Here is a 21857-nt window from a genome sequence, read left to right as displayed (position 1 = left end):
GACCGCGCAGGAGGCATCCCTTGCGTAGCGCGCCGCAGAGTGCCATATCGATATCAGGGCTGGTCAAGAACTTCGGACGCACGCGTGCGCTGGACGGTCTCGACCTTTCCGTGAACACCGGGGAGGTGCACGGGTTTCTCGGGCCGAACGGTGCGGGCAAGTCGACGACGCTTCGCGTCCTGTTGGGTCTGATCCGTCCGGACAGCGGCACGGTACGCGTGCTCGGCGGCGACCCGTGGCGCGACGCCGTCTCACTGCACCGCCGCCTCGCGTACGTTCCCGGCGACGTGACACTCTGGCCGACACTGTCCGGCGGCGAGATCATCGATCTGCTCGGCAGGCTGCGCGGCGGACTGAACCCGGCCCGCCGCGCGAGGCTGATCGACCGCTTCGAGTTCGACCCCCGCAAGCTAGGGCGCGCCTACTCGAAGGGAAACCGGCAAAAGGTGGCGCTGATCGCCGCGCTCGCGTCCGATGTGGAGCTGCTCGTGCTCGACGAGCCGACATCGGGCCTGGACCCGTTGATGGAGGCGGTCTTCCGCGACTGCGTCGCCGAGGAGAAGCAGCGTGGCCGCACCGTCCTGCTGTCCAGCCACATTCTGGCCGAAGTGGAGACGCTGTGCGAACGGGTCAGCATCATCCGCGCCGGCCGCACAGTGGAGACCGGCGCCCTCGCCGAGCTGCGCCACCTGAGCCGTACGTCGATCAGCGCCGAGCTGACCCGGCCTCTGGTCGGATTGGACGAGCTGCCGGGGGTGCACAGCGTGTGGATCGACGGCCGGCGGGTCAGCTGCCAGGTCGAGGCCGAAGCCCTGGACCTGGTGTTGAGCCATCTGGTCGCGGCCGGTGTACGCGGTCTGGTCAGCCGACCGCCCACACTTGAGGAGCTGTTCATGCGCCACTACACCAGGGGCCGGGCGGATCAGGTGGTGGGCACGTGACCGGTCTCGTCGGCACCGGCATGCTGGCCCGGCTGGTGCTGCGACGCGAGCGGGTGGTGACCGCGGTCTGGGTGCCGCTCCTCGCGGTCGTCCTGATCGGCTTCGCGGCTGGAGTGCAGTGGCTGTACCCGACAGCGGCGAGCCGGCAGGAGTTCACCGCGTCCGTGGCGGACAACCCGTCGCTGGTCGCCATGTACGGCCCGGTGTTCAGCTCCTCGATCGGCGGCCTCGCCGCGTGGCGCAGCGTGTTCGTCCTGCTCGGTGCGGCGATCGCCGCCCTGCTCACGGTCGTCCGGCACACCCGCGCTGACGAAGAGGTGGGGCGCCGGGAGCTCCTCGGCTCCACTGCCGTGGGGCGCCACGCGTCCGCCGCCGCGGCGCTGGTCGTCACGTTCGGCAGCACCGCCGCGCTCGCCACCCTCATCGTGCTCGGCCTGATCGGGCGTGGACTGCCGGTCGCGGGATCGGTCGCGGAAGGACTCGCGGTGGCCGCTGTCGGCATGGTGTTCGGCGCGGTGGCCGTCCTCTGCGCCCAGTTGACCGAGAGCGCCCGGTCCGCGCGCGGGATCGCCGCCGCGGTGCTGGGCGGCGCGTTCCTGCTGCGGGTCATCGGCGATCTGAACTCCGACAACGGCCTGTCCTGGCTGTCGTGGACCTCGCCGTTCGGCCTCGTGCAGCGGGTCAGGCCATTCGCCGACGAGCGCTGGTGGCTGTTCGCGCCGATCGCCGCGCTCGTCGCGCTCCTCGTCGGCCTGGCCTTCGCGGTCGAGTCGCGCCGAGACCTCGGTGCCGGCCTGCTGCCGGCGCGGCTCGGCCCGGCCGCCGGCGGGCCGAGACTCAGCAGCCCCTATGCGCTGGCGTGGCGGCTGCACCGCGGCGCCCTGTTCGCCTGGACGGCCGCGTTCGCCGTGGGTGGTCTGGTCGTCGGCGGCGCGGCGCAGGGAGCGGTGCGGATGCTCGACGACAACCCACGGCTGCGGGTGATGTTCGAACGGCTCGGTGGCAGCGGTGCGGCCGCCGACACATTCCTGGCGGTGGTGCTCGTGTACATCGGCACAGTCGCCGCCCTGTACGCGATCCAGGCGGTGCTGCGGCTGCGAGGCGAAGAGCTCGAGCACCGGGCCGAGCCGCTGCTGGCCACACCGGTGTCCCGGCTCGAGTGGACAGTGAGTCACCTGGGTTTCGCCTTCGGCGGGCCGGTACTGCTCATGGCGGCGGCCGGTGCCGGCGCCGGCGTGGTCCGGGGGGCGGCGAACGGCGACGTCGCGCACCACGTCGCCCAGCTGCTCGGTGCGGCGCTGGCGCAGCTACCCGCCGTGTGGGTGCTGCCGGGTCTGGCGATCGCGGCGTTCGGGCTGGTGCCGCGATGGGCGCCGCTCGTCTGGGCCGCCGTGGCGTTCTTCGCGCTGCTGGGAGAGTTCGGCGCGATGCTCGACCTCAACGGCTGGCTGCTGGACGTGTCGCCGTTCCACCACGTGCCGCGGCTGCCCGGTGGCACCTTCGCGGCCACTCCGCTGATCTGGCTGACGGTCATCAGCGGATCGCTCGTGCTCGTCGGCCTGATCGGCGTCCGCCGGCGCGACATCGGCTAGTCCGAGACGAACCAGAAGGGCGGAAGCATGCCGCACGACTCCGATCCGCGCCGGTGGTGGGTGCTGGGCTTTCTCGCGGTGCCGTTGCTCGCGATCGGCCTGGACGGCGCGATTCTCAACGTCGCCCAGCCCACGCTCGCCGCGGACCTGGGCGCCTCGATCACCGAGCTTCAGTGGTTCAACAACGCCTACACCTTGGTGCTCGCCGCAGGCATGCTGCCGGCCGGCCTGCTGGGCGACCGCTTCGGCCAGAAGCGCCTGCTGGTCGCGGCCGTCATGCTCTTCACCCTGGCCTCCGTCGCCTGCGCGTACAGCACCTCGCCTGAGATGCTGATCGCGGCCCGCGTCTTACTCGGCATCGCCGCCGCGTTCATGCTGCCGCTGTCCTTTTCGATACTCACTGTGGTATTCCCGCCCGAGGAACGCCGCAAGGCGCTGTCCATCTGGGCGACCGCCACCGCCGCCGGCATACCGCTCGGCCCCGTGCTCGGCGGCTGGCTGCTCGAGCAGTACTGGTGGGGTTCGGCCTTCCTGATCAACGTGCCGCTGCTGGTCGTGACGGCGATCGCGCTGGTGCTGCTGATCCCGCCCGCGCCCGGCTCCCGCGAGGTGCACATCGACCTGACCGGTATCGCGCTGTCCAGCCTCGGCCTCACCGCGCTGACGTTCGGCATGATCGACGCCGGACGGCACGGCATGCGGTCCGGGGTGGCACCCGCGGCGATGACCCTGGGCCTGGCCCTGCTGGTCGCGTTCGTCATCTGGTCGCGCCGGGCGAAGAGTCCACTGGTCGACCTGGGCCTGTTTCGCAACAGCGACTTCTCCTGGGGCGCGGCGCTGGGCACACTCGCGTCCTTCGGACTGATGGGCGCGCTGTTCATGCTTCCGCTCTACTTCCAGGCCATCGACGGCACCAGCGCACTGGAAACGGGTTTGCGCCTGCTTCCGGTCGTGGCCGGGATGCTCGTCGGAGTCCCGGTCGCCGAGCGGATCCAAGGCAGGTACGGTCCTCGTTCCGTCATCCCGCTCGGCTTCGCCCTCATGACCGCAGGCCTGGTGGTCGGCACCGCGACGCGGGTCGGCAGCGGGTACTGGCTGACCGCCGTGTGGCTGGCGATCCTCGGGCTCGGCCTGGGGTTCGCCCTGCCGATGTCGCTCAACCTCGCCCTCGGATCACTGCCCGTGGCGCGCAGCGGCGTGGGTTCCGGGCTCGTCCAGGTGCTGCGGCAGTTCGGCAGCACGGTCGGCGTGGGCCTCCTCGGCACGGTGCTCAACCTCACGTACCGCGCCGGCGTCGACGTGTCCGGACTGAGTGACGACGAGGCGCGGACCGTGCGGCGCAGCGCGACGGCCGGCGTCGACGAGGCACGCGATCTGGACCTGCCCCACCTGGAGGCGTCGGTGCGTGAGGCGTTCCTCCACGCCATGCACACCACCCTCTGGGTGGCCGCGGCGGCCATGCTCGCCGGGACCGGACTCGCCTACGTGTTCTTGCGCAAGCCAGTGCGGGAGCCGGCCGCGCCGGCCGTGTTACAGGCCGTCGACAAGTAGGCCCGTCCCGAACGCCGCGATGGCGACGGGGCTCGCCGCCGCTCCGGTGCCGCCGGCGAAAGCGACGTCGGTGGCACCTTCGCGGATCAGCCAGGCCCCTCGCCGATGGCATGCGCGCCTGAGGCGCGCGCCGTCGTCACGCTCATATTCGACCGCGCCAACCCAAGCGGATCGCGAGGACCGTGGCCGGCCCGTGCGGCCTGGACCGTCGGTACCGGCCCCGGGTGAGGCTAGACGTCAGCCGCGGTTCGAGAGAGCTGCGACTCGGTTTGCGTCCTTTCCCGGGCGACCTCCTCGGCGCCGTATACCTTTCCGCGCCGGTCGCGCCCGAACAGGCCACGTACGCCGTGGATCGCGCGGCGCACCGCGGTGTCAGCGACGTCGTAACCCAGCGCCCACGCGGTGATGACGAGGAGGAAAACCCCGAACGTCTTGGTAACGGCGGGTGGCCTGGAGCCGACCTTGAGGTCGATGAACGAAGGCTCCTTGATGGCCTTCATGGTCAGGTCCGCGCGCCGCCTGAACCGCAGGAACGGCAGCCGCCACAGCGCCGGCATCGGCGCGTCCGCCCGCATGGCGCCGGTGGTCGCGCGCAGGTTGACGCCGTGGTCCATCCGCCAGATGGCGCGCCGCGCGGCCCGCTCGTGCAGCCGTTCGACAAAACGCGCGACCCGTGCGGGATGCACCGAGCTGAACGGCACCACCGACTGGGACAGGAAAAGCCGTCGGCTCAGGCGCGTCCGTAGCTTGGCCAGGTCGGGCGTCTCGTTGCTGGTGTAGCCGTCGGTCTGGGACAGCCAGCGCGAGATCCCCCACCTGATGCCGGTGGCCGAGCCGAAGACGAGGTAGTCGATCCAGTGATCGAGGATGAAGAACCGGCTGTCCGCGATGGCCCGGCCGTACTTCGACTGGACCATGCTGCGCATGATCCGCCAGTCGGCGAGTACAGCGTCGTTCACCCGCTTGATGTACTTGGTGTCGAGGACACCCTCGCGCAGGTCGCGTTCGACGATGTTGGCGCCGTGCCACGAGGTGGCCAGCGACAGTGAGATGCCCTGGCTGTAGTAGGCGTCGATGATGGACGACGCGTCGCCGACGATGACGTACCGCTCGGGCGAGACGTAGGTGTCGCTGATGTACTGGAGATCGCGGTAGGCCGAGAAGTCCAGGACGTTCTCCGGCTGGAGCCAGTCGAGCATCGGGTAGCGGCGGATGATCTGCCAGAACGCCGTGCGGAGGTTGCGGTCCAGGTCGGTCCGGGTCTTGTGCAGGCTGACGCCCACGCTGATCCGGTCGTCGGTGAGCCGGATGAGCCAGATCCAGTAGCCGTCACCCCACAGGTGGACGGTGTCCAGGTCGCGCCGCACCACGTCGCCGTCGGGAAACTGGAAGTTCCACCGCTCGTCGAAGAACTCGTCGGTGCAGCCGGAGAACTGTCCCCAGACCGATGAGCTGACGAAGTCGTCGTCGAGGGGGACGTCGTGCCCAAAACGCTTGACGAGCAGCCGAGCCCGGCCCGAGCAGTCGACAAGCCAGCGGGCATGGACCGTGCCCTCGGCGCTGTTGTCCTTGGACCGCCAGGTCACGACGTGGTCGGCGTCCGATCCGCGTGAGCCGCCCAGTTCCAGGTCGCGGACGAGGCCGCGGTCGATCAGGGTGATGCTTTCGAACTGCTTGAGGCGGTCGCGGAGCACGGCCTCGATCTCCGGCCGGACGATCTGGCAGTCGCCGAACATGGTCCGCTGGAACTTCTTGTCGGTGAACGCGTCCTTCCAGCGCTCCGGGATGGCGTGCTGGAAGCCCCATTCCGAGACGTTGCCTTCGAAGCTGGTCTTGCCTTCCAGGCCGTAGCTGAACCAGACACCTCGCTTCTCGAAGGATTCGGAGAGCTCCTTGTCGAGCTCGCCGATCGTGCGCAGGAACGCGTTCGAGAAGATGAGCAGGGACTCGCCGACCTTGTAGGCGCTCTTGCTGCGTTCGGTCAGCTCGTCGACGACCACGACGCTGAATCCGCGTCGCGCGTACTGTAAGGCGTTGTGTAGACCGACGATACCGGCGCCGATGACGCAAACGTCAGCGCGCACTGTTTCGGACATCACCCGGCTCCCTTCACGACGCCCGACGACCGGTGATCTTGGCCGGGAACACCCCGGCCCTCGCCATGCCGGTGACGGAGTCGCCGTCGAAAGTCAGCTCCATCTTGGCGATGACCTTGATCGGCCGGGTGATCTTCGACGTCCAGCTCAGCGTGTTGCCCTCCAGTTGCGGATTCGTCAGCTCCTGCGCCTCTTCCTGCTCGTACCTGCTCTGGCCGGAGATCTGGTCGGGCCCGTGTTGCACCAGGTCGAGCTCGAACTTCCGGTCACCCACCGGAGTGGCGATCGAGAGCTGCCAGGTACCGGTCAACGACATGTTGGTCCTTTCCTTAGTCCTGGATGAGCGACAAGGCTTCGGTGGGGCACCCTTCGACCGCCGCCGTGACGGTGTCCAGTTGGTCCGGGGCGACGTGTTCGGCGAGGACGAGCACCGCGCCGTCGTCACCAACCTCGAAGACGCCTGGCGCCGTGACCTCGCAGAGGCCCATCCCCAAGCACGTGATGCGATCAGCAGCGACCTTCATGGCCCAACTCCCAGCTGGAGTCAGTCGCGGGTGGACACAGTTCCTTTCAGACCATGCTCACCGGCGCGGGCGCCGATCGGGAGTGGACGCTTCATGACGGTTGGCCACCTGTCCGCAATGGACCACCTGGGAAAACGTCAGGCGCCGTCGGTGAATCGCCTGACGATGCGCCGGCGCAGCGTGACGGCGACGGCGAGAGCGGTAGTGGCTCCGACGCAGCATCCGATCACGACGTCCGCGGCGCTGTGCGGGCGCCACTGCACGAGGGTGACCGCGCCCGGCGGCGTCAGCAGACCGAGCCAGCGCAGCGGTGAGGGCAACCACCAGGGCGCGACGGCCAACAGCAGGAGCAGTCCACTGAGGACCTTCAGGATCCCGACGCCCTGCGTCCGGTCACCGGCGAAGGCGGCGGCCGTTAACATGATCAGCGGCGCCTGCGCGGCACCTAGCACGATCGCCGGCAGCAGTGCGGGCAAGGCGTTGGGCACGAGGCCGCAGAGCGGCACGGCGACCAACAGGCTGGCCAGCGCCAGCAGGCCGGTGAACGCCATCCGGTACCCGAGGTAGCGCTCCAGCGTCACCGGCGTCACCCGCAACAGCTGGAGCCGGCGCTCGGCCACGTCGTCGAGCGTCAACAGCGCGCCCACCATGCCCATGATGAGCGGCACGTGGATGACCACACCGACGGTGAGCAGCAGTTGCCGGTACGGTTCGAGGTCGAATCCGGCGCGGTCCCGCACCAGGTCGGCCAGCCACGGGTACCCAAACCGGATGCCAACGGCCAGCGCGACCGGCACCACCGTCAGGAAGGTGGGGAGGAGGTCCAGGCGAGCGGTGCGCATGTCGGCCCGCGCGAACGTCACCACCCAGCCGCCCCGCCACTGGATCCGCCGTGTCCTGTCCACCCGGGCGGGCCGGGTGGCCGGGGCTTGCACCGCGTGCCGGTGGAAGCGCCGCCGCGCCAGGACGTACGCGCCGCCGATCCACAGCAGCAGGTAGCCGGTCGCCGCGGCGCCCGCTGCCGGCGTGAGCGCCCCGCCGGTGAGCCCGGCGGCGATGAGGTCGGCACCGCCAGTGGTGGGCAGCGCGTACAGCAGGGGATGGTCGGCGACACCCGCGATGTGCGCCAGCGGCGCGGCCAGCAGCGGAGCGATCACCATCGGCGCGGTCGTGAGGTACCCGACCAGGGTGCGGTGCGGCTGCACCAGCGCGAACGCCAGCAGCAGCGTGAGGATCGCGACCAGACCCACGCCCAGCAGTGCGAGTGCCGGCTGAGGCGGGCGCAGCCGGGCCGCCGCCAGCCCGACCGGCACCGCGGCGGCGAGCGACAGGCCGGTCAGCACGGCAAGCCGCACGCCGAGGTACTCCGCGAAGCGCAGCGGGCTGACAAGCAGCGCGGCGAGCGCGCCGTCGGTGCGCTCGCCAAGAAACAGCGCGGGAAGGAAGAACCCGCCGAACGTGGCGGTGTCCAGCACGAGAACGGCCGTGCCCAGCCGCCCCGCCACGGACGCGGGTACCACCGCCAGTGCGACCGTCCACATAACGCAGACCGCCGCCGCGACGGTGGGGATCTGCGCGTGCAGCTCAAGCCGCCACTCCAGGCGGGTCAGCGCCGCGATGCGCCGCACCGCTGGTGCGGTCACAGCCGCCCACCCGTGATCCGCACGAACACGTCGTCGAGCGAGGCCTCCGTGGTGTGGATGGTCTCCACCCGGCCGGCGCGCAGGAGCTCCAGGAAGTCGGGATCGGTTGGCAGCTCGGCGAGCCGGAACTCCCTGCGGGCGGGCGCGTCTCCGTCCCGGTACTCGACGGTCACGCCGTGGTGCCCGTACCGCAGCCGGAAGCCCCGTGGCGAGTCGATGTCGGCGATCGTGCCGGAGACCACGAAGGCCACCCGGTCGCACATCTGGTCCGCGGTGGCCATGTCGTGGGTGGTGAGGAAGATCGTGCGTCCCTGGTCGACCTGCTCCCGGATCAGCGCCCGGACCGCGGCCGTGTGCACCGGGTCGAGACCGGAGGTCGGCTCGTCCAGGAACACCAGGTCGGGAAGGTTGACGAAGGCCCGGGCGAGACCGAGGCGCACCTGCATGCCTTTGGAGAAGGTGGCCACCGGACGATCGGCCGCGTCCGCGAGGTCGACCCGTTCCAGCAGCCGGCGCGCGTCGGCGACCGGCGGCTCGAACAGCGAGGCGAACGCCTCGAGGTTTTGCGCGGCGGTGAGCTTCGCGAAGTGGGCCGGCAGCTCGAAGCCGACGCCGATGCGCTGGTAGTAGTCCGGCCCCCAGGCGTGGACCGGACGGCCGAGCACCTCCGCCCGCCCCTCGTAGCCGCGCAGCAGCCGGGTCAGCACCTTTTGCGTGGTGGACTTGCCGGCGCCGTTGGGCCCGAGAAATCCAAACACCTCACCGCGAGCCACGTGGAAGGACATGCCGTCGACGGCGTACCGGTCGGCGCCGCGGTAGCGGACCCGCAGGTCCTCTACCTCGATCACCGGACCGCCGTCACCTGGGTGGCTCATCGATCGATCGTAAGCAGTCCACCAAGGGCGTCCCGATGCTGGGCGGCCGTGCCCAGCGCGATCGAGTCCGCCTTGGCCCGCTTGAGGTACAGGTGCGCCGGGTGCTCCCAGGTGAACCCGATCGCGCCGTGCAGTTGCACGCACTGCTCCGCGGCGTGTACCGCCACCGGCCCGCAGTGCGCCTGTGCCAGTGCCGCCGCTACCGGCGTGTCTGGGTCTCCCTCGGCGAGGCAGCCGGCCGCGTAGCGGGCCACCGCGCGGGCCTGGGTGACCTCCACCCACAGCTCGGCCAGCCGGTGTTTGACTGCCTGGAAGGAACCGACCGGCCGGCCGAACTGGTGCCGCTGTTTGACGTAGGCAAGGGTGGTGTCCAGGCACCACTCGGCGACACCGAGCTGCTCGCTGGCCAGCAGCACCCGGCCGGCGAGCAGCGCCGCCGCCACCGCGGGTCCGGCGTTCGCCACCCAGGTGGCTGGTGCGCCGGCCAGCGTGAGGTCGGCCAGTGGCCGGGTCAGGTCCAGCGAGGTGACCGCGGATACCTCGACCACCTCCCGTGGCACCGCCCACAGCCGGCCGCTGGCGGGCACCAGCAACAGGTCCGCGGCCGCCGCGTCGGCCACGCCGCCGACCGTGCCGGTGAGCCGTTCGCCGTCGGCGGTGACGGTCGCGGGCGGGCCGACGCCGGGGTGGGTGGACAGCGGCAGCGCGAGGACCGCGACGACGGCACCGGTGGCCACCTTGGTCAGCAGTCCGCAGTCGTGGCCGGTCAGCAGTGCGGCGGTGGCCATCGCCGCGCCCAGGTACGGCACCGGCGCGACCGCCCGGCCCATCTCCTCGGCGACCACCGCGGCCTCCCGGTAAGAGCCGCCCGCCCCTGCCCGATCCTCGGGGATGACGAGACCGGCGCAGCCCACGTCCGCCGACAGCGTCCGCCACAGGTCGGTGTCGTAGGGTTCGGAGCTTTCCACCCGGGCCAGTACCGCCTGCCACGGCGCCCGGTCGGTGAGCACCTTGCGTACACCGGCGCGCAGGTCGTCCTCGATCTCGGAGTACCGGAGGCTGATCACGCGGTCACCTCGCGGGGCAGGCCGAGCACCCGCTCGGCGATGATGTTGCACAAGATCTCCGAGGTGCCACCCTCGATGGAGTTCGCTCTTGCGTACAGGTATCGGTAGGCCGGCACGCGCCCCTGCCAGTCCCTGATGGACGGTCGGCGCATCGTCCAGTCGTCGTAGCGCAGCGCCTCGTCGCCGAGCAGTTCCAGCTCGAACCCGGAGATCTCCTGGTTGAGCCGCGCGTGAGCGTGCTTGACCGCGGAGCCGTCCGGGCCGGGCTGCCCGGCGGCCAGTTGCTCGCGCAGCCGCTGTGCGGTCAACCGGCTCGCCTCGGCCGCGACCCACAACCGCAGCAGCGCGTCGCGCGCGGCCGGCGTGCGCACCTCGGGCCGCTCACGCCACTGCCGGGCGACCACACCGATCATCCCGTGCTCGCGCGGCACCAGGTCGCCGCCGAGCACCACCCGCTCGTTCATCAGCGTGGTACGGGCGACCCGCCAGCCCTGCCCAACCTCGCCGACCCGGTCCGCGTCCGGGATACGTACCCCGGTCAGGAACACCTCGTTGAACTCCGCCTCGCCGGTGATCTGCCGCAGCGGCCGTACCTCGACGCCGGGGGCGGTCATGTCGCAGGCGAAGAAGGTCAACCCATCGTGCTTGGACGCGGACGGGTCGGTGCGCGCCAGCAAAAGCGCCCAGCGGGCCTCGTGCGCCGTGGACGTCCACACCTTCTGCCCGTCGACGACCCAGCCACCATCCTGCTCACGCACCGCCCGGGTGGAGACGGCGGCCAGGTCCGAGCCGGCGGCCGGCTCGCTGAACAGCTGGCACCACACGTCCCGCTGGATCCATAGTGGACGCAGCCAGCGCCGGTGCTGCTCCTTGGTGCCGTGCCGCAGTATGGTCGGCGCCGCCATGCCCAGCCCGATGCCGATCCGTGGCTGGACATCGGGCGCCCCGGCCGCAGCGAACTCGGCATCGGCCAACGGTTGCAGATCCCACGGCAGGTCGAGCCCGCCCAGCCCGACCGGAAAGCTCACCCAGGCGAGCCCGGCGTCGAACCGGGCGCACAGAAACGGCAGCCGCTCGCTGGTGGCCGGGTCGTGCTCGGCGAGAAACGCCCGAACCCGCCGGACCAGTTCGTCACTTCGCATTCGAACCCTCGACCGCGTTAGTCCACAATGGTGACCCGAGAATTGTGCTCACTACTCGAACGGGTAAACAAGCAACTGCCCCATACGACCTTGTGGCCGCTTCCGGGAGCCTGGTCCGGGCTGGCAGCAACTGTCCACTACCGCCATAGGTGTGGCCGGGGAAGCATGACTGGGACGGCCGGGTCATACCGGCGCCGCCGAGTCACTCACTCCGGGGGCCGCAACGCCATGTCCGCAAAGAACGTCTTCCTGTTCGCCGGCCAGGGATCGCAGTACTACGGAATGGGGCGCGACCTGTTGTCCGGCCATCCGGTTTTCGCTGCGTCCATGCGCGCCTGGAGTACGGTATTCGCGGACCTCGGCATCCCCGGCATATTCGACGAGATCTATCGCACCGACCGCACGGCGGCCGACGCGTTCGACGAAATCCGGTTCACCCACCCGGCGATTCTCATGGTCGAGCTCGCCATGGCGGAGACGCTGCGCGCCGAAGGCGTCGAACCCGACTACGTGCTCGGCGCGAGCCTTGGCGAGTTCGCGGCGGCGGCGGCGACCGGCGTGCTCAGCGCGGAGGACCTGGCCAGCTCGATCGTGGAACAGGTCGGCATGCTCAAGGCGCACCGGGTGCCCGGAGCGATGCTCGCGGTGCTCGGCGACGTCGCGCTGTACCACGACGACGCGTCGCTACGCGCCGACGTCGAGCTGGCCGGCGTCAACTCGGACCGCAACTTCGTGGTCTCCGGCGACCCCGCCGGCGTGGCCCGCGCCGAGCGCCGCCTGCGGGAGCTGCGCGTGCTGTACCAGCGGCTGCCGGTCAACTACGCCTTCCACTCCTCAGGGCTGGACGCGGTCGCCGAGCCGTACCTGACCTCGCTGGCACGGCTGACACTGCGACCTCCCGCGGTGCCGTTCGTGTCGTGCGAGTCGGCCGGCTACGTCACCCGGTTCGAGCCCGAGCACTTCTGGCGACTCGTGCGGTCACCCATCCGATTTCGTGACGCGATCCAGTTCCTGGACCGGCAGGACCCCGATCTGGTGTACCTGGACCTCGGTCCGTCCGCCACGATGGCGAACTTCGTGGCGAGCATCGTGCGCGGCGACGGCCGGGCCCGCGCGGTACCCATCCTGGATCCTTTCGCGCCGCGCGGACGGTCCCTGGAAGCCATCAAGGCCCAAGCCATCCGGTCACGGCGCGGTCCCACCACAGCCCAAGGCCAGCGGGGGAGTCAGATGAGAGCGGTTGTATTTCCGGGTCAGGGTTCACAGGCGCGCGGCATGGGCGGTGACCTGTTCGCCCGCTTCCCCGAACTGACCGCCATCGCCGACGAGATCCTCGGCTACTCCGTCGCCACGCTGTGCCGCGAGGACCCACGCGGCCAGCTCGACCAGACGCAGTTCACCCAGCCGGCGCTGTTCGTGGTCAACGCCCTCACCTACCTGGCCCGCGGGCAGGACGGCGAGCCGGCGCCCGACTACTTCGCCGGGCACAGCCTCGGCGAGTACAACGCGTTGTGCGCGGCGGGAGCCTTCGACTTCGCGACCGGGCTGCGCCTGGTGCGCGAGCGCGGCCGGCTCATGGCGGCCGCCACCGGAGGCGGCATGGCAGCGGCGGTCGGGCTGAGCGAGGGCGCGGTGCGCGAGATCCTGTCGCACGGCGGGCTGTCCGGCGTCGACCTGGCCAACCACAACGCGCCGGACCAGTTCATCCTGTCCGGACCGCGGGAGGCGGTCGAATCCGCGCGCGAGCCGATGCTCGCCGGCGGCGCGCGGGCGTACCTGATGCTCCGGGTCAGTGGCGCCTTCCACTCCCGATACATGGCACCGGCGTGGCGAGAGTTCCAGCAGGTGCTCGCGGACTGCGAGTTCCAACCCCCGCGGGTTCCGGTGATGGCCAACGTGACCGGCCGCCCGTACGAGCCGGGGTCGGTACGGGAGATCCTCGCCGAGCAACTGGTCCGGCCGGTGCTGTGGGAGCAGACCGTGCGTCATCTGCTCGCCGCTGGTGTGACCACCTTCGACGAAGTCGGGCCGGGGCAGGTGCTGACCGGCCTGGTCAAGAAGATCCGGCAGTCCCCGCCGCCCCAGCCGGCAAAGGCTCCCGCGCCACCGGCGGCGGTGTCGCCCCTGTCACCGGCCGGCGCCGCGCGGTTGCGGCCGGAGGATCTGGGCAGTGCGGAGTTCCGACGCACCTACGGCACCCGGTACGCGTACGTGTGCGGCGCGATGTACCGCGGCATCGCCTCCGAAGACCTGGTCATTCGGGCGGCCGGTGCCGGCATCCTGGCGTTCTTCGGCACCGGCGGCCTCGACCAGTCCCGCATCGCGGCGGCCATCGACCGGCTGGCCGCCGAGCTGGGCGACGGCCGCCCGTACGGCATGAACCTGGTGCACAACCCGGCACAGCCCGACGTGGAGGACGCCACCGTCGGGCTGCTGCTCGACCGCGGGGTGCGCAACGTCGAAGCCTCCGCCTTCATGAAGATCACGCCGGCCCTGGTCCGCTACCGGCTCGCCGGGCTCAGCAAGGACACCGACGGCGAGGCGGTCGCCGCCAACCGCATTATCGCCAAGGTGTCCCGGCCCGAGGTGGCCGAAAGCTTCCTCTCTCCCGCCCCCCAGCGACTTGTCAGCCAGCTGGAGCAGGCCGGGCTGATCACCGCCGAACAGGCCGCGCTCGGCGCCGGCGTACCGATGGCGGACGACCTATGTGTCGAGGCGGACTCCGGTGGCCACACCGACCGGGGCGACCCGATCGTGCTGCTGCCCACGATGCTGCGGCTGCGCGACCGGATGGTCGCCGACCACGGGTACCACGCGCGGGTACGGGTTGGCGCGGCCGGCGGCATCGGCACTCCCGAGGCGGCGGCCGCCGCGTTCGTGCTCGGCGCCGACTTCGTGGTTACCGGCTCGATCAACCTGTGCACGGCCGAGTCCGGTATGAGCCCGGCCGCCAAGGACATGCTCGAACAGATCAACATCCAGGACACCGACTACGCACCAGCCGGCGACATGTTCGAGCTGGGGGCGCAGGTGCAGGTGCTCAAGCGGGGCGTGTTCTTCCCGGCCCGGGCACGCAAGCTCTACGAGCTGTACCGGCGGCACGAGTCGCTTGAGGAGATCGACGCCGAGACCCGGTCGGTCATCGAGACGCGATACTTCCGCAAGAGCTTCGACGAGGTGTGGCAGGACACGCGCGCGTTCTTCACGGCCCGGGACCCGCGCGAGATCGAAAAGGCCGAGCAGAACCCGAAACACAAGATGGCACTGGTGTTCCGCTGGTACTTCGGGCACAGCCAACGCGCCGCGATGGAAGGCCGGGAGGAGTACCGGGTGGACTTCCAGGTGCATTGCGGCCCGGCCCTCGGCGCGTTCAACCAGTGGGTCCGCGGCACCGCCCGGCAGAGCTGGCGCAACCGGCACGTCGACGAGATCGGCGAGCTGATGATGCGCGAGACCGCGGCCTGCCTGGAGGAGCGGCTCGAGCAGCTGGTGAATGCGGAGGGCCGATGATGGAGCAGACCGCGGTGGCGGTGACCGGCATCGGCTGCCGCGCGCCCGGCGCCCGCGACCACCGCGAGTTCTTCGACAACCTGCGCCGGGGAGTCAGCTCGATCCGCGAGGTCGACCGGCAGCGGTGGAACCCGGCCGAGTTCTACTCGCCGGACATCTCGATACCGAACAAGACCGTCAGCAAGTGGTGCGGCCAGATCGCCGACCCGTACGGCTTCGACGACAGCTTCTTCCGGGTCTCACCCAAGACGGCCAAGCTGATGGACCCCCAGCAACGGCTGCTGCTGGAGGAGACCTGGCACTGCATCGAAGACTCCGCCACGCCGCTGCGCGCGCTCCAGCAGTCTCGCACCCTGGTCTTCGTCGGCGTCGCCTCGCGCGACCACCTTCAGCAGGGTACCGAGCCCGGCACCACCGTGGAGGCACACACCACGTTCGGCGGCTCCGACTACATGCTCGCCAACCGGGTATCGCACGCGTTCGGCCTGCGCGGTCACAGCATGGCCATCGACGCGGCCTGCGCCTCGTCCGCGGTCGCGATCCACCTCGGCATGCGCGCGCTGCTGGACGGCGACGCCGACTTCGTCCTCGCCGGCGGCGTGCTGCTCAACCTCCATCCGTGGAAGTACATCTCGTACTCCAAGGCGCGGATGCTCAGCCCGTCCGGGCTGTGCCGGACCTTCGACAAGGACGCCGACGGCTTCGTCCCGGGCGACGGGGTCGGGATGGTGATGCTGCGCCGGCTGGACGACGCGGTGCGCGACCGCGACCACGTCTACGGGGTGCTGATGGGCAGTGCCGTCAACCACAACGGCGCCGGTCGTACCATCACCGCCCCCTCGGTGGCGGCGCAGCGCGACGTCATCACCGCGGCCCTGGAGCGTGCCGGCTTCGACCAGTCCACGGTCTCCTATGTGGAGGCGCACGGCACCGGCACGCCGCTCGGCGACCCCATCGAGGTCGAGGCGCTGCACAAGGTGATGTCCGCCGTGCCGCGCGAGGACGGCGGCTGCTGGATCGGCTCGGTCAAGCCCAACATCGGACACCTGGAGGCGGCAGCCGGGGTCGCCGGGCTGGTCAAGGTGCTGATGATGATGGCGCACCGGCGGGTCCCGCCGAGCATCCACCTGCGCACGGTCAACCCACTGATCAAAGTGGACGACGGCGTGCTCCGCCTGGCCCGCGAGGAGAGCACGTGGGAACCGGCCGGCGATCGGCCGCTGCGCGCGGGAGTGAGCTCGTTCGGCGGCGGCGGCGTCAACGCGCACCTGTGCGTCGAGGAGTACCGCCCGGCACCGGACAGCGGCGCCGACCCCACGGCGGGCACCGCCCAGCCGTTCCTGCTCTCCGCGCCGTCCGCCCGTTCGCTGGAGCTGCTGCTGGACCGCTGGCGGGCCGGCCTGACCGGAGACGGCTGGATCCGCGGCCAGGTCACCGACATCTGCGCCACCCTGGCCACTGGCCGCGAGCACTTCGCCGTGCGCACCGGCGGCCTCGTGTCCACTGTAGACGACATTGTGTCCCTCCTGGCCGATCCGCCGTCCCCGACCACCGCAGAGCCCGCACGGGACTGGGCGCTACGGGTGGGCGAGCTGACCATGCCACCGCTCGGGCAGCTGCGCGCCCTCCTCGACGCGCCGCCCGTCGCGGACGTCCTCGCCGCGATGGCGGCCGAGGCGCCCGAGGCCGGCGCGGAGCTTGCCGGGCTGCGCCGCGGCGGCGATGGGCCGGAGGAGCGTTTCCTGCTCACCTACCTGGTGGTGCGGGTGCTGCGACAGCTGGGATTCCGGCCAGCGACGGTGACCGGGCACGGGGCCGGCGTGCTGGCCGCGCTCGCCGCCACCGGCGCGCTCGACTGGCCGGCGGCGCTGCCGATCGCCCGGGGCGGTTCCGCGGACGTCGCGCTGCGCGCCCCGGACGTGCCGCTGATGCACGCCGCCACCGGCCGGACCGCCTACCCGTACCTGGTCTTCGGCGGCTACTTCAGCGATCTGCTGGACGGGCTCACGGTGGAGCCGGAAGTGGCCGCCGCGGTTGGCGCCCGGGCCGCCCCGATCATCGGCGGCCAGCGGGTGCTGCGCCGCGCGGTCGACGAGTGGAACAGGGTGCTCGGCCTGCGCGGGCTGGGCAACTGGCGCGTCCCGACCGACGAGGCCGGCCTCGCGGTGGGCGCCGGCGCCGACCCTCGTGCCGTCCTGGTCCGCGTCCTCGCTCTGGAGAACGCGTTCGACCAACTCAACCGGGAGTGGAAGCTGTCGCTGGACCGGCTGGTGCCGGACGCCCGGGTCACCGAGTTGCTGGACCTGCTCGCCGACGGCCTGGTGTCGCCGGACGGGCTGCTCGGCCTGCTGAGCGGCGAGTCGGCGGAGCGGGCCGCCACCGTGGACCAGGTGCAGCGCGGTGCTGCCGGACTCGTGATTTCCGGGGACAGCCGGTACCCCGTGCTGCGCGGCCGGGCGCGGATGCCCGCCGGACTCGACACGGCCGCGGCGTGGATGCGGGACGCCGCTGCCGGTGATGCCGGCACCTCCGAGGACGCGGCGGCGACCGTCTCCGTCGGCACGGTGCCCGGCATCCCGGAACGCAGCGACCACGTAGCGATCGCCGATCCGCGGGCGCTGGCCAACCAGCTCGCGACGCCGCTGATCGCGCTGTGGCGGCGCGGCGTGGACGTCGACTGGCTCCGGTTCTACGCCGGCCGTGGTGCGCGCAAGCTGCCGCTGCCGACCACCGAGTACGTGCGGACCGTGCACCGGCAGGCGCCGGCCGCACCGGCGGACCAACCGCACGGGCCCGACGTGCGGCTGGTCGAGCTGGAGGCCGGTTGGGTACCCGACGACGGCTCCGCGAACCCGGTGCGGGACAAGACGGCCCTGGTGGTGGCACCTGCTGTGCTGCTCGACGACGTCCGTGCCGCGGCGGCCGCCGCGCTGCCCGGGTACCGCATCGCCTTCGCCGGCATCGGTACGCGGTACAGCCACGAGGCCGTGGAGGTGTGGACGGTCCGTGCCGAGGAGGACGACTGGGACCGGCTGTTCGCGGAGCTCGCCGAGCAGGGTCTGCGACCCGGCTACGTGGTGCGGCTGGCCGGGCCGGACGGCACCGACCTGGCCCGGCGGGTCGAGGACAGCGCGCTGGTGCCGTTTCTGCTCGCGCAACGACTGCTCCGGCGCCGCGACGGGACACCGACCCTCATCCTCGACGTGGCCGTACCCGGCGCGCCGGAACCCGACGCGGCGGCGGCCCTCGGCCGCTGCGTGCGCTGGGAGAGCGGTTCGGTGCGGCTACGACCGATCACAGTGGACAGCGCACACGCGGCAGCGGAGACCTGGCGCCGGATCGCCGAGGAGTTCGGCGTCGCCGGCGACGACCCGGTCCGCTACAGCGGCGATGTCCGGTACGCCCGGCGCTTCACCGCTCGGGAGCCCGAACCGCCTACGACCGCGCCGGATTCCGTGGTCCGGCCGGGCGGCGTCTACCTGGTCACCGGCGGCCGGGGCGGCCTGGGCCAGGCGGTCGCGGCCCACCTGCTGTCGGTGCCCGGGGTCCGGGTGGCGCTGGCCGGCCGCAGCCTGATGAACACCGAACTCGCCCGCGACCTTGCGACCGTGGCCGAGGCCGCCGGCGACCGGATCGCGTACTTCCCGGCTGACGTGTCCGACCTGGAGTCCACCCGCAGGCTCGTGGCGGACGTACGGCACCGGTTCGGTCCGGTCAACGGCGTGGTGCACGCGGCCGGCGTACTGCGTGACCGGTACCTGGTGAACAAGTCCGTCGCCGACCTGCGCGCGGTTCTGGCTCCGAAGGTGCGCGGCGCGGCGAACCTGGACGTGGCCCTGGCCGACGAACCACTCGACTTCTTCGCGCTGTTCTCGTCGCTGGCCGCCGTCACCGGAAACCCCGGCCAGGCGGACTACGCGGTTGCCAACGCCCTCATGGAGACTTTCGCCGTCGATCGGGAGAGCCGGCGCGCGGCGGGCACCTGCCGGGGGCGCACCGTGGCGATCGGATGGCCGTGGTGGGACGCGGGCGGCATGACGGTGCCGGACGGAGCCGGCGCCGTGTTCTGCGTCGAGAACGGCTTCGCGCCGATGCCGGTGCCGGTCGGCCTCGCCGCCCTGGACTCCGCGCTGCGCGGCGCCTCCGCCCGCCGGCTGTTCGTCTTCGGCGACTCGGAGCGGGTGCTGCCGCTATGTCACGGCGGGGCCGGCGCGCCCGCACCCGCGCAGCCGTCCGCGGCCGGTGACAAGCCCGACGTGCCGTGGGCCTCCCAATACATCACGTCGCTGTTCTCGGATCTGCTGGACGTGCCGGAGCACGACATCGACCCTGGGCGTGGGCTGGACAGCTACGGCGTCGACTCGATCCTGGTGCGCAACTTCAACACCCGGGTGGAGCGCGACCTGGGCGCGATTCCGCACACGCTGCTGTTCGAATGCCGCACCCTGGCCCAGGTCGCCGCGGTACTCGCGAGCCACTTCCCGGACGTCGCCACCGCGCCGCGCGCGGACACCACGTCCGCGGCGGATCGTCCCGGACCGGCACCGCGGCGACCGGTCGAGCCGGCCGCCGCGCCGCCGCCAGCGGTTGGTGAGCGGGCACCGATAGCCATCATCGGCGTCTCGGGTCGGTATCCGCAGGCGCCGGACATCGACGCGTTCTGGCGCAACCTGGTCGCGGGCCGCGACTGCGTGACCGAGATTCCGGCCTCCCGGTGGGACTTCCGCGAGCGGTTCACCGAAGACCGGGAGGACGGGACGTACTGCAAGTGGGGCGGCTTCCTGGACGGCGTCGACATGTTCGACCCGCTGTTCTTCAACATCTCGCCCCGCGACGCGGAGCTGATCGACCCGCAGGAGCGCCTGTTCTTGCAGACGGCGTGGAACGCCTTCGAGGACTCGGGCTATCCGCCCTACCGGCTCGGCAGCCCGGACGCCGCCGGGGAGCGCGCGGTCGGCGTGTTCGTCGGCGTGACCACCCAGTCGTACCTGTTGTGGGGGCCGGAGCAGTGGCGCCTGGGCAATATGGTGACACCCACCTCCACGCTGTGGTCCATCCCCAACCGGGTCTCCTACTGCCTCGACTTGCACGGTCCGAGCATGCCGGTCGACACCGCGTGCGCGTCCTCGCTCACCGCACTGCACCTCGCGTGCGAGAGCCTGGCCGCGGGGGAGTGCCGCATGGCGCTGGTCGGCGCGGTCAACCTGTACCTGCACCCGAGCAAGTACGACTGGCTCTGCCAGATGCAGATGGTCTCGCACACCGGGCGCTGCCACACGTTCGGCGCGCGGGCGGACGGCTTCGTACCCGGCGAAGGCGTCGGCGCGGTCGTGCTCAAGCCGCTGTCCGACGCGGTGCGGGACGGCGACCGGGTCCTCGCGGTCATTCGCGGCACCGCCGTCAACCACGGCGGCCGGACCAGCGGGTTCACCGTTCCCAACCCCAACGCCCAGGCCGATCTCGTCGTCCGCGCGATCAGTGCCGCCGGGCTGGACGGCGCTGCGATCGGCTACCTGGAGGCGCACGGCACCGGCACGTCGCTCGGCGACCCGATCGAGATCGCCGGGCTGGGCAAGGCGTTCGACCAGTTGGGCCAGCGGGAGACCTGCGCGATCGGCTCCGTGAAGACCAACATCGGCCACCTGGAAGCCGCCGCCGGCCTGGCCGGGCTGACGAAGGTGTTGTTGCAGATGCGGCACCGGCAGCTCGTGCCGTCGCTGCACGCCGAACCGGCCAACCCGAGCATCGACTTCGCCGCCACCCCACTACGGGTTCAGCGCACGCTGGAGCCTTGGGTGCGTCACCGCTCACCGGACGGCACCGAACTGCCGCTGCGCGCCGGGATCAGCGCGTTCGGCGCGGGCGGCGCTAACGCCCACGTGGTGGTCGAGGAGTACCTCGGACCGCAGCCCGTACCCGACGCGACCCCCGGCGAGCACCTGGTCGTGGTATCGGCGAAGAACGGCGACCGGCTGCGCGCGCACTGCGCGAACCTGGCCCGGAGCATCCAGGAGCAGGACGAGCAGGTCAGCCTCGCCGAGGTGGCGTACCAGTTGCAGGTACGCCGTGAGCCGCTGGCCGAACGCGCCGCCCTGCTCGTGTCCACAGTGGACGAGCTGGTCGATGCGCTGGACGCGCTGGCCGCGCACCGGGCACCGGAGGTGCCGCACTGGTCACGTGCCGGGCGCTCAGGACCCACGCGACCCGACGGTGAACTGGGGCAGCTCGCCCAGCGGTGGGTCTCCGGCGCCGAGGTGCGGTGGGACGAGCGGTATCCGCGCCCGCTGCGACCGGTCGCCCTGCCCGGTTACCCGTTCGCCCAGGAGCGGTACTGGATCCCCGAGGTCGAGTCCGGCGAACCGCACCCCTTCCTCACCGGCTCCGGATCTACCCACTTCACCGGCGACGAGTTCTTCCTCGACGACCACCGCGTGCACGGCGAGCGCATCTTCCCCGCGGTGGGCTACCTCGAGATGGCCCGCGAGGCCGCCTCCGCCGCCGGGTACTCGGCGCGCCGCCTCTCCGGCAACGTCTGGGCACACCCGATCACCGTCTCCGAACCTCGAACCGTCCACGTCGAACTGACCGCCGATCAGCGCGGCGCCCGCTACGTGGTCTACAGCGACGGCGCAGCCGGCGAGCGGGTCGTGCATGGCCAGGGCCGGACCGACAACGCCGGCGACGCCGGCACGCCCGAGCGGCTGGACCTCGCCCGCATCCGCGGCCGTTGCACACAGAGCATGCCCGGCGGCGACTACTACCCCTGGCTGCACCGCCTGGGCCTTCAGCTGGGCCCGGCATACCAAGGGGTGCGGGAGCTGCACTGGGGGGACGGGGAGCTGCTGTCGGAGTACCGGCTGCCCGACCGGGTCGCGGACGGCGCCGCCCGGTTCACGCTGCATCCCTCCACCTTGGA

12 protein-coding genes (1 of these 12 running past the window's edge) are annotated in these 21857 nt (G+C 71.4%); 5 read left to right on the top strand and 7 right to left on the bottom strand.

Translation table 11 applies throughout. The features are described from left to right. Positions 1–20 precede the first annotated feature (20 nt). The 3 genes from ACTMTJ_RS38650 to ACTMTJ_RS38640 are packed head-to-tail and all read left to right on the top strand — an operon-like array spanning position 21 to position 4084. On the top strand, positions 21–941 hold the full coding sequence (locus ACTMTJ_RS38650) for an ATP-binding cassette domain-containing protein (protein WP_441223709.1): 921 nt from the start codon (positions 21–23) through the stop codon (positions 939–941). Further along, complete coding sequence (locus ACTMTJ_RS38645) at positions 938–2533, top strand: ABC transporter permease (protein WP_441223708.1); 1596 nt, start codon at positions 938–940, stop codon at positions 2531–2533. Before ACTMTJ_RS38650 ends, ACTMTJ_RS38645 begins: the two co-directional genes overlap by 4 nt. Before the next feature lie 27 nt (positions 2534–2560). Beyond that, positions 2561–4084: a DHA2 family efflux MFS transporter permease subunit gene (locus ACTMTJ_RS38640; protein ID WP_441223707.1), complete on the top strand. Its 1524-nt coding sequence runs from the start codon at positions 2561–2563 to the stop codon at positions 4082–4084. 230 nt (positions 4085–4314) lie between these two features. Here ACTMTJ_RS38640 and ACTMTJ_RS38635 read toward each other — a convergent pair whose 3' ends face one another. From ACTMTJ_RS38635 to ACTMTJ_RS38605, 7 genes are all read right to left on the bottom strand, one after another. Beyond that, on the bottom strand, positions 4315–6180 hold the full coding sequence (locus tag ACTMTJ_RS38635) for an NAD(P)/FAD-dependent oxidoreductase (protein WP_441223706.1): 1866 nt from the start codon (positions 6178–6180) through the stop codon (positions 4315–4317). A gap of 13 nt (positions 6181–6193) precedes the next feature. Next, positions 6194–6496 (bottom strand): hypothetical protein, encoded by a 303-nt coding sequence (locus tag ACTMTJ_RS38630; RefSeq protein WP_441223705.1) that lies wholly within the window; start codon positions 6494–6496, stop codon positions 6194–6196. Between the two features lie 13 nt (positions 6497–6509). Further along, positions 6510–6704, bottom strand: coding sequence for a ferredoxin (locus ACTMTJ_RS38625; protein WP_441223704.1), 195 nt, complete (start codon positions 6702–6704; stop codon positions 6510–6512). 137 nt (positions 6705–6841) lie between these two features. Continuing rightward, positions 6842–8347, bottom strand: a complete 1506-nt coding sequence (locus tag ACTMTJ_RS38620) for a fluoroquinolone export ABC transporter permease subunit (RefSeq protein WP_441223703.1) — start codon at positions 8345–8347, stop codon at positions 6842–6844. Continuing rightward, positions 8344–9222, bottom strand: coding sequence for an ATP-binding cassette domain-containing protein (locus tag ACTMTJ_RS38615; protein ID WP_441223702.1), 879 nt, complete (start codon positions 9220–9222; stop codon positions 8344–8346). The genes ACTMTJ_RS38620 and ACTMTJ_RS38615 overlap by 4 nt, the downstream gene beginning before the upstream one ends. Continuing rightward, complete coding sequence (locus tag ACTMTJ_RS38610) at positions 9219–10289, bottom strand: acyl-CoA dehydrogenase family protein (RefSeq protein WP_441223701.1); 1071 nt, start codon at positions 10287–10289, stop codon at positions 9219–9221. The genes ACTMTJ_RS38615 and ACTMTJ_RS38610 overlap by 4 nt, the downstream gene beginning before the upstream one ends. Next, positions 10286–11431 carry an acyl-CoA dehydrogenase family protein gene (locus ACTMTJ_RS38605; protein WP_441223700.1) on the bottom strand — a complete coding sequence of 382 codons (1146 nt, stop codon included), beginning with the start codon at positions 11429–11431 and terminating at the stop codon, positions 10286–10288. The genes ACTMTJ_RS38610 and ACTMTJ_RS38605 overlap by 4 nt, the downstream gene beginning before the upstream one ends. Positions 11432–11458: 27 nt before the next feature. Here ACTMTJ_RS38605 and fabD point away from each other — a divergent pair, with 27 nt between their 5' ends. Both fabD and ACTMTJ_RS38595 read left to right on the top strand, forming a co-directional pair. Further along, a complete protein-coding gene (gene fabD, locus ACTMTJ_RS38600; RefSeq protein WP_441223699.1) occupies positions 11459–14941 on the top strand; it encodes an ACP S-malonyltransferase in 3483 nt (1160 codons plus the stop codon). Beyond that, a protein-coding gene (locus ACTMTJ_RS38595; RefSeq protein ID WP_441223698.1) for an SDR family NAD(P)-dependent oxidoreductase crosses the window boundary here: on the top strand, positions 14938–21857 show its start. The gene runs 11467 nt beyond the window's last position; the window shows 6920 of its 18387 coding nt (coding positions 1–6920); it begins with the start codon at positions 14938–14940; its stop codon lies beyond the right edge, outside the window. Before fabD ends, ACTMTJ_RS38595 begins: the two co-directional genes overlap by 4 nt.

It is taken from the genome of Phytohabitans sp. LJ34, from assembly GCF_052068095.1.
Taxonomy (GTDB): domain Bacteria; phylum Actinomycetota; class Actinomycetes; order Mycobacteriales; family Micromonosporaceae; genus Phytohabitans.
The sequence above is the reverse complement of the archived record's forward strand: the minus strand, read 5'-3'. Positions and strand labels throughout refer to the sequence as shown.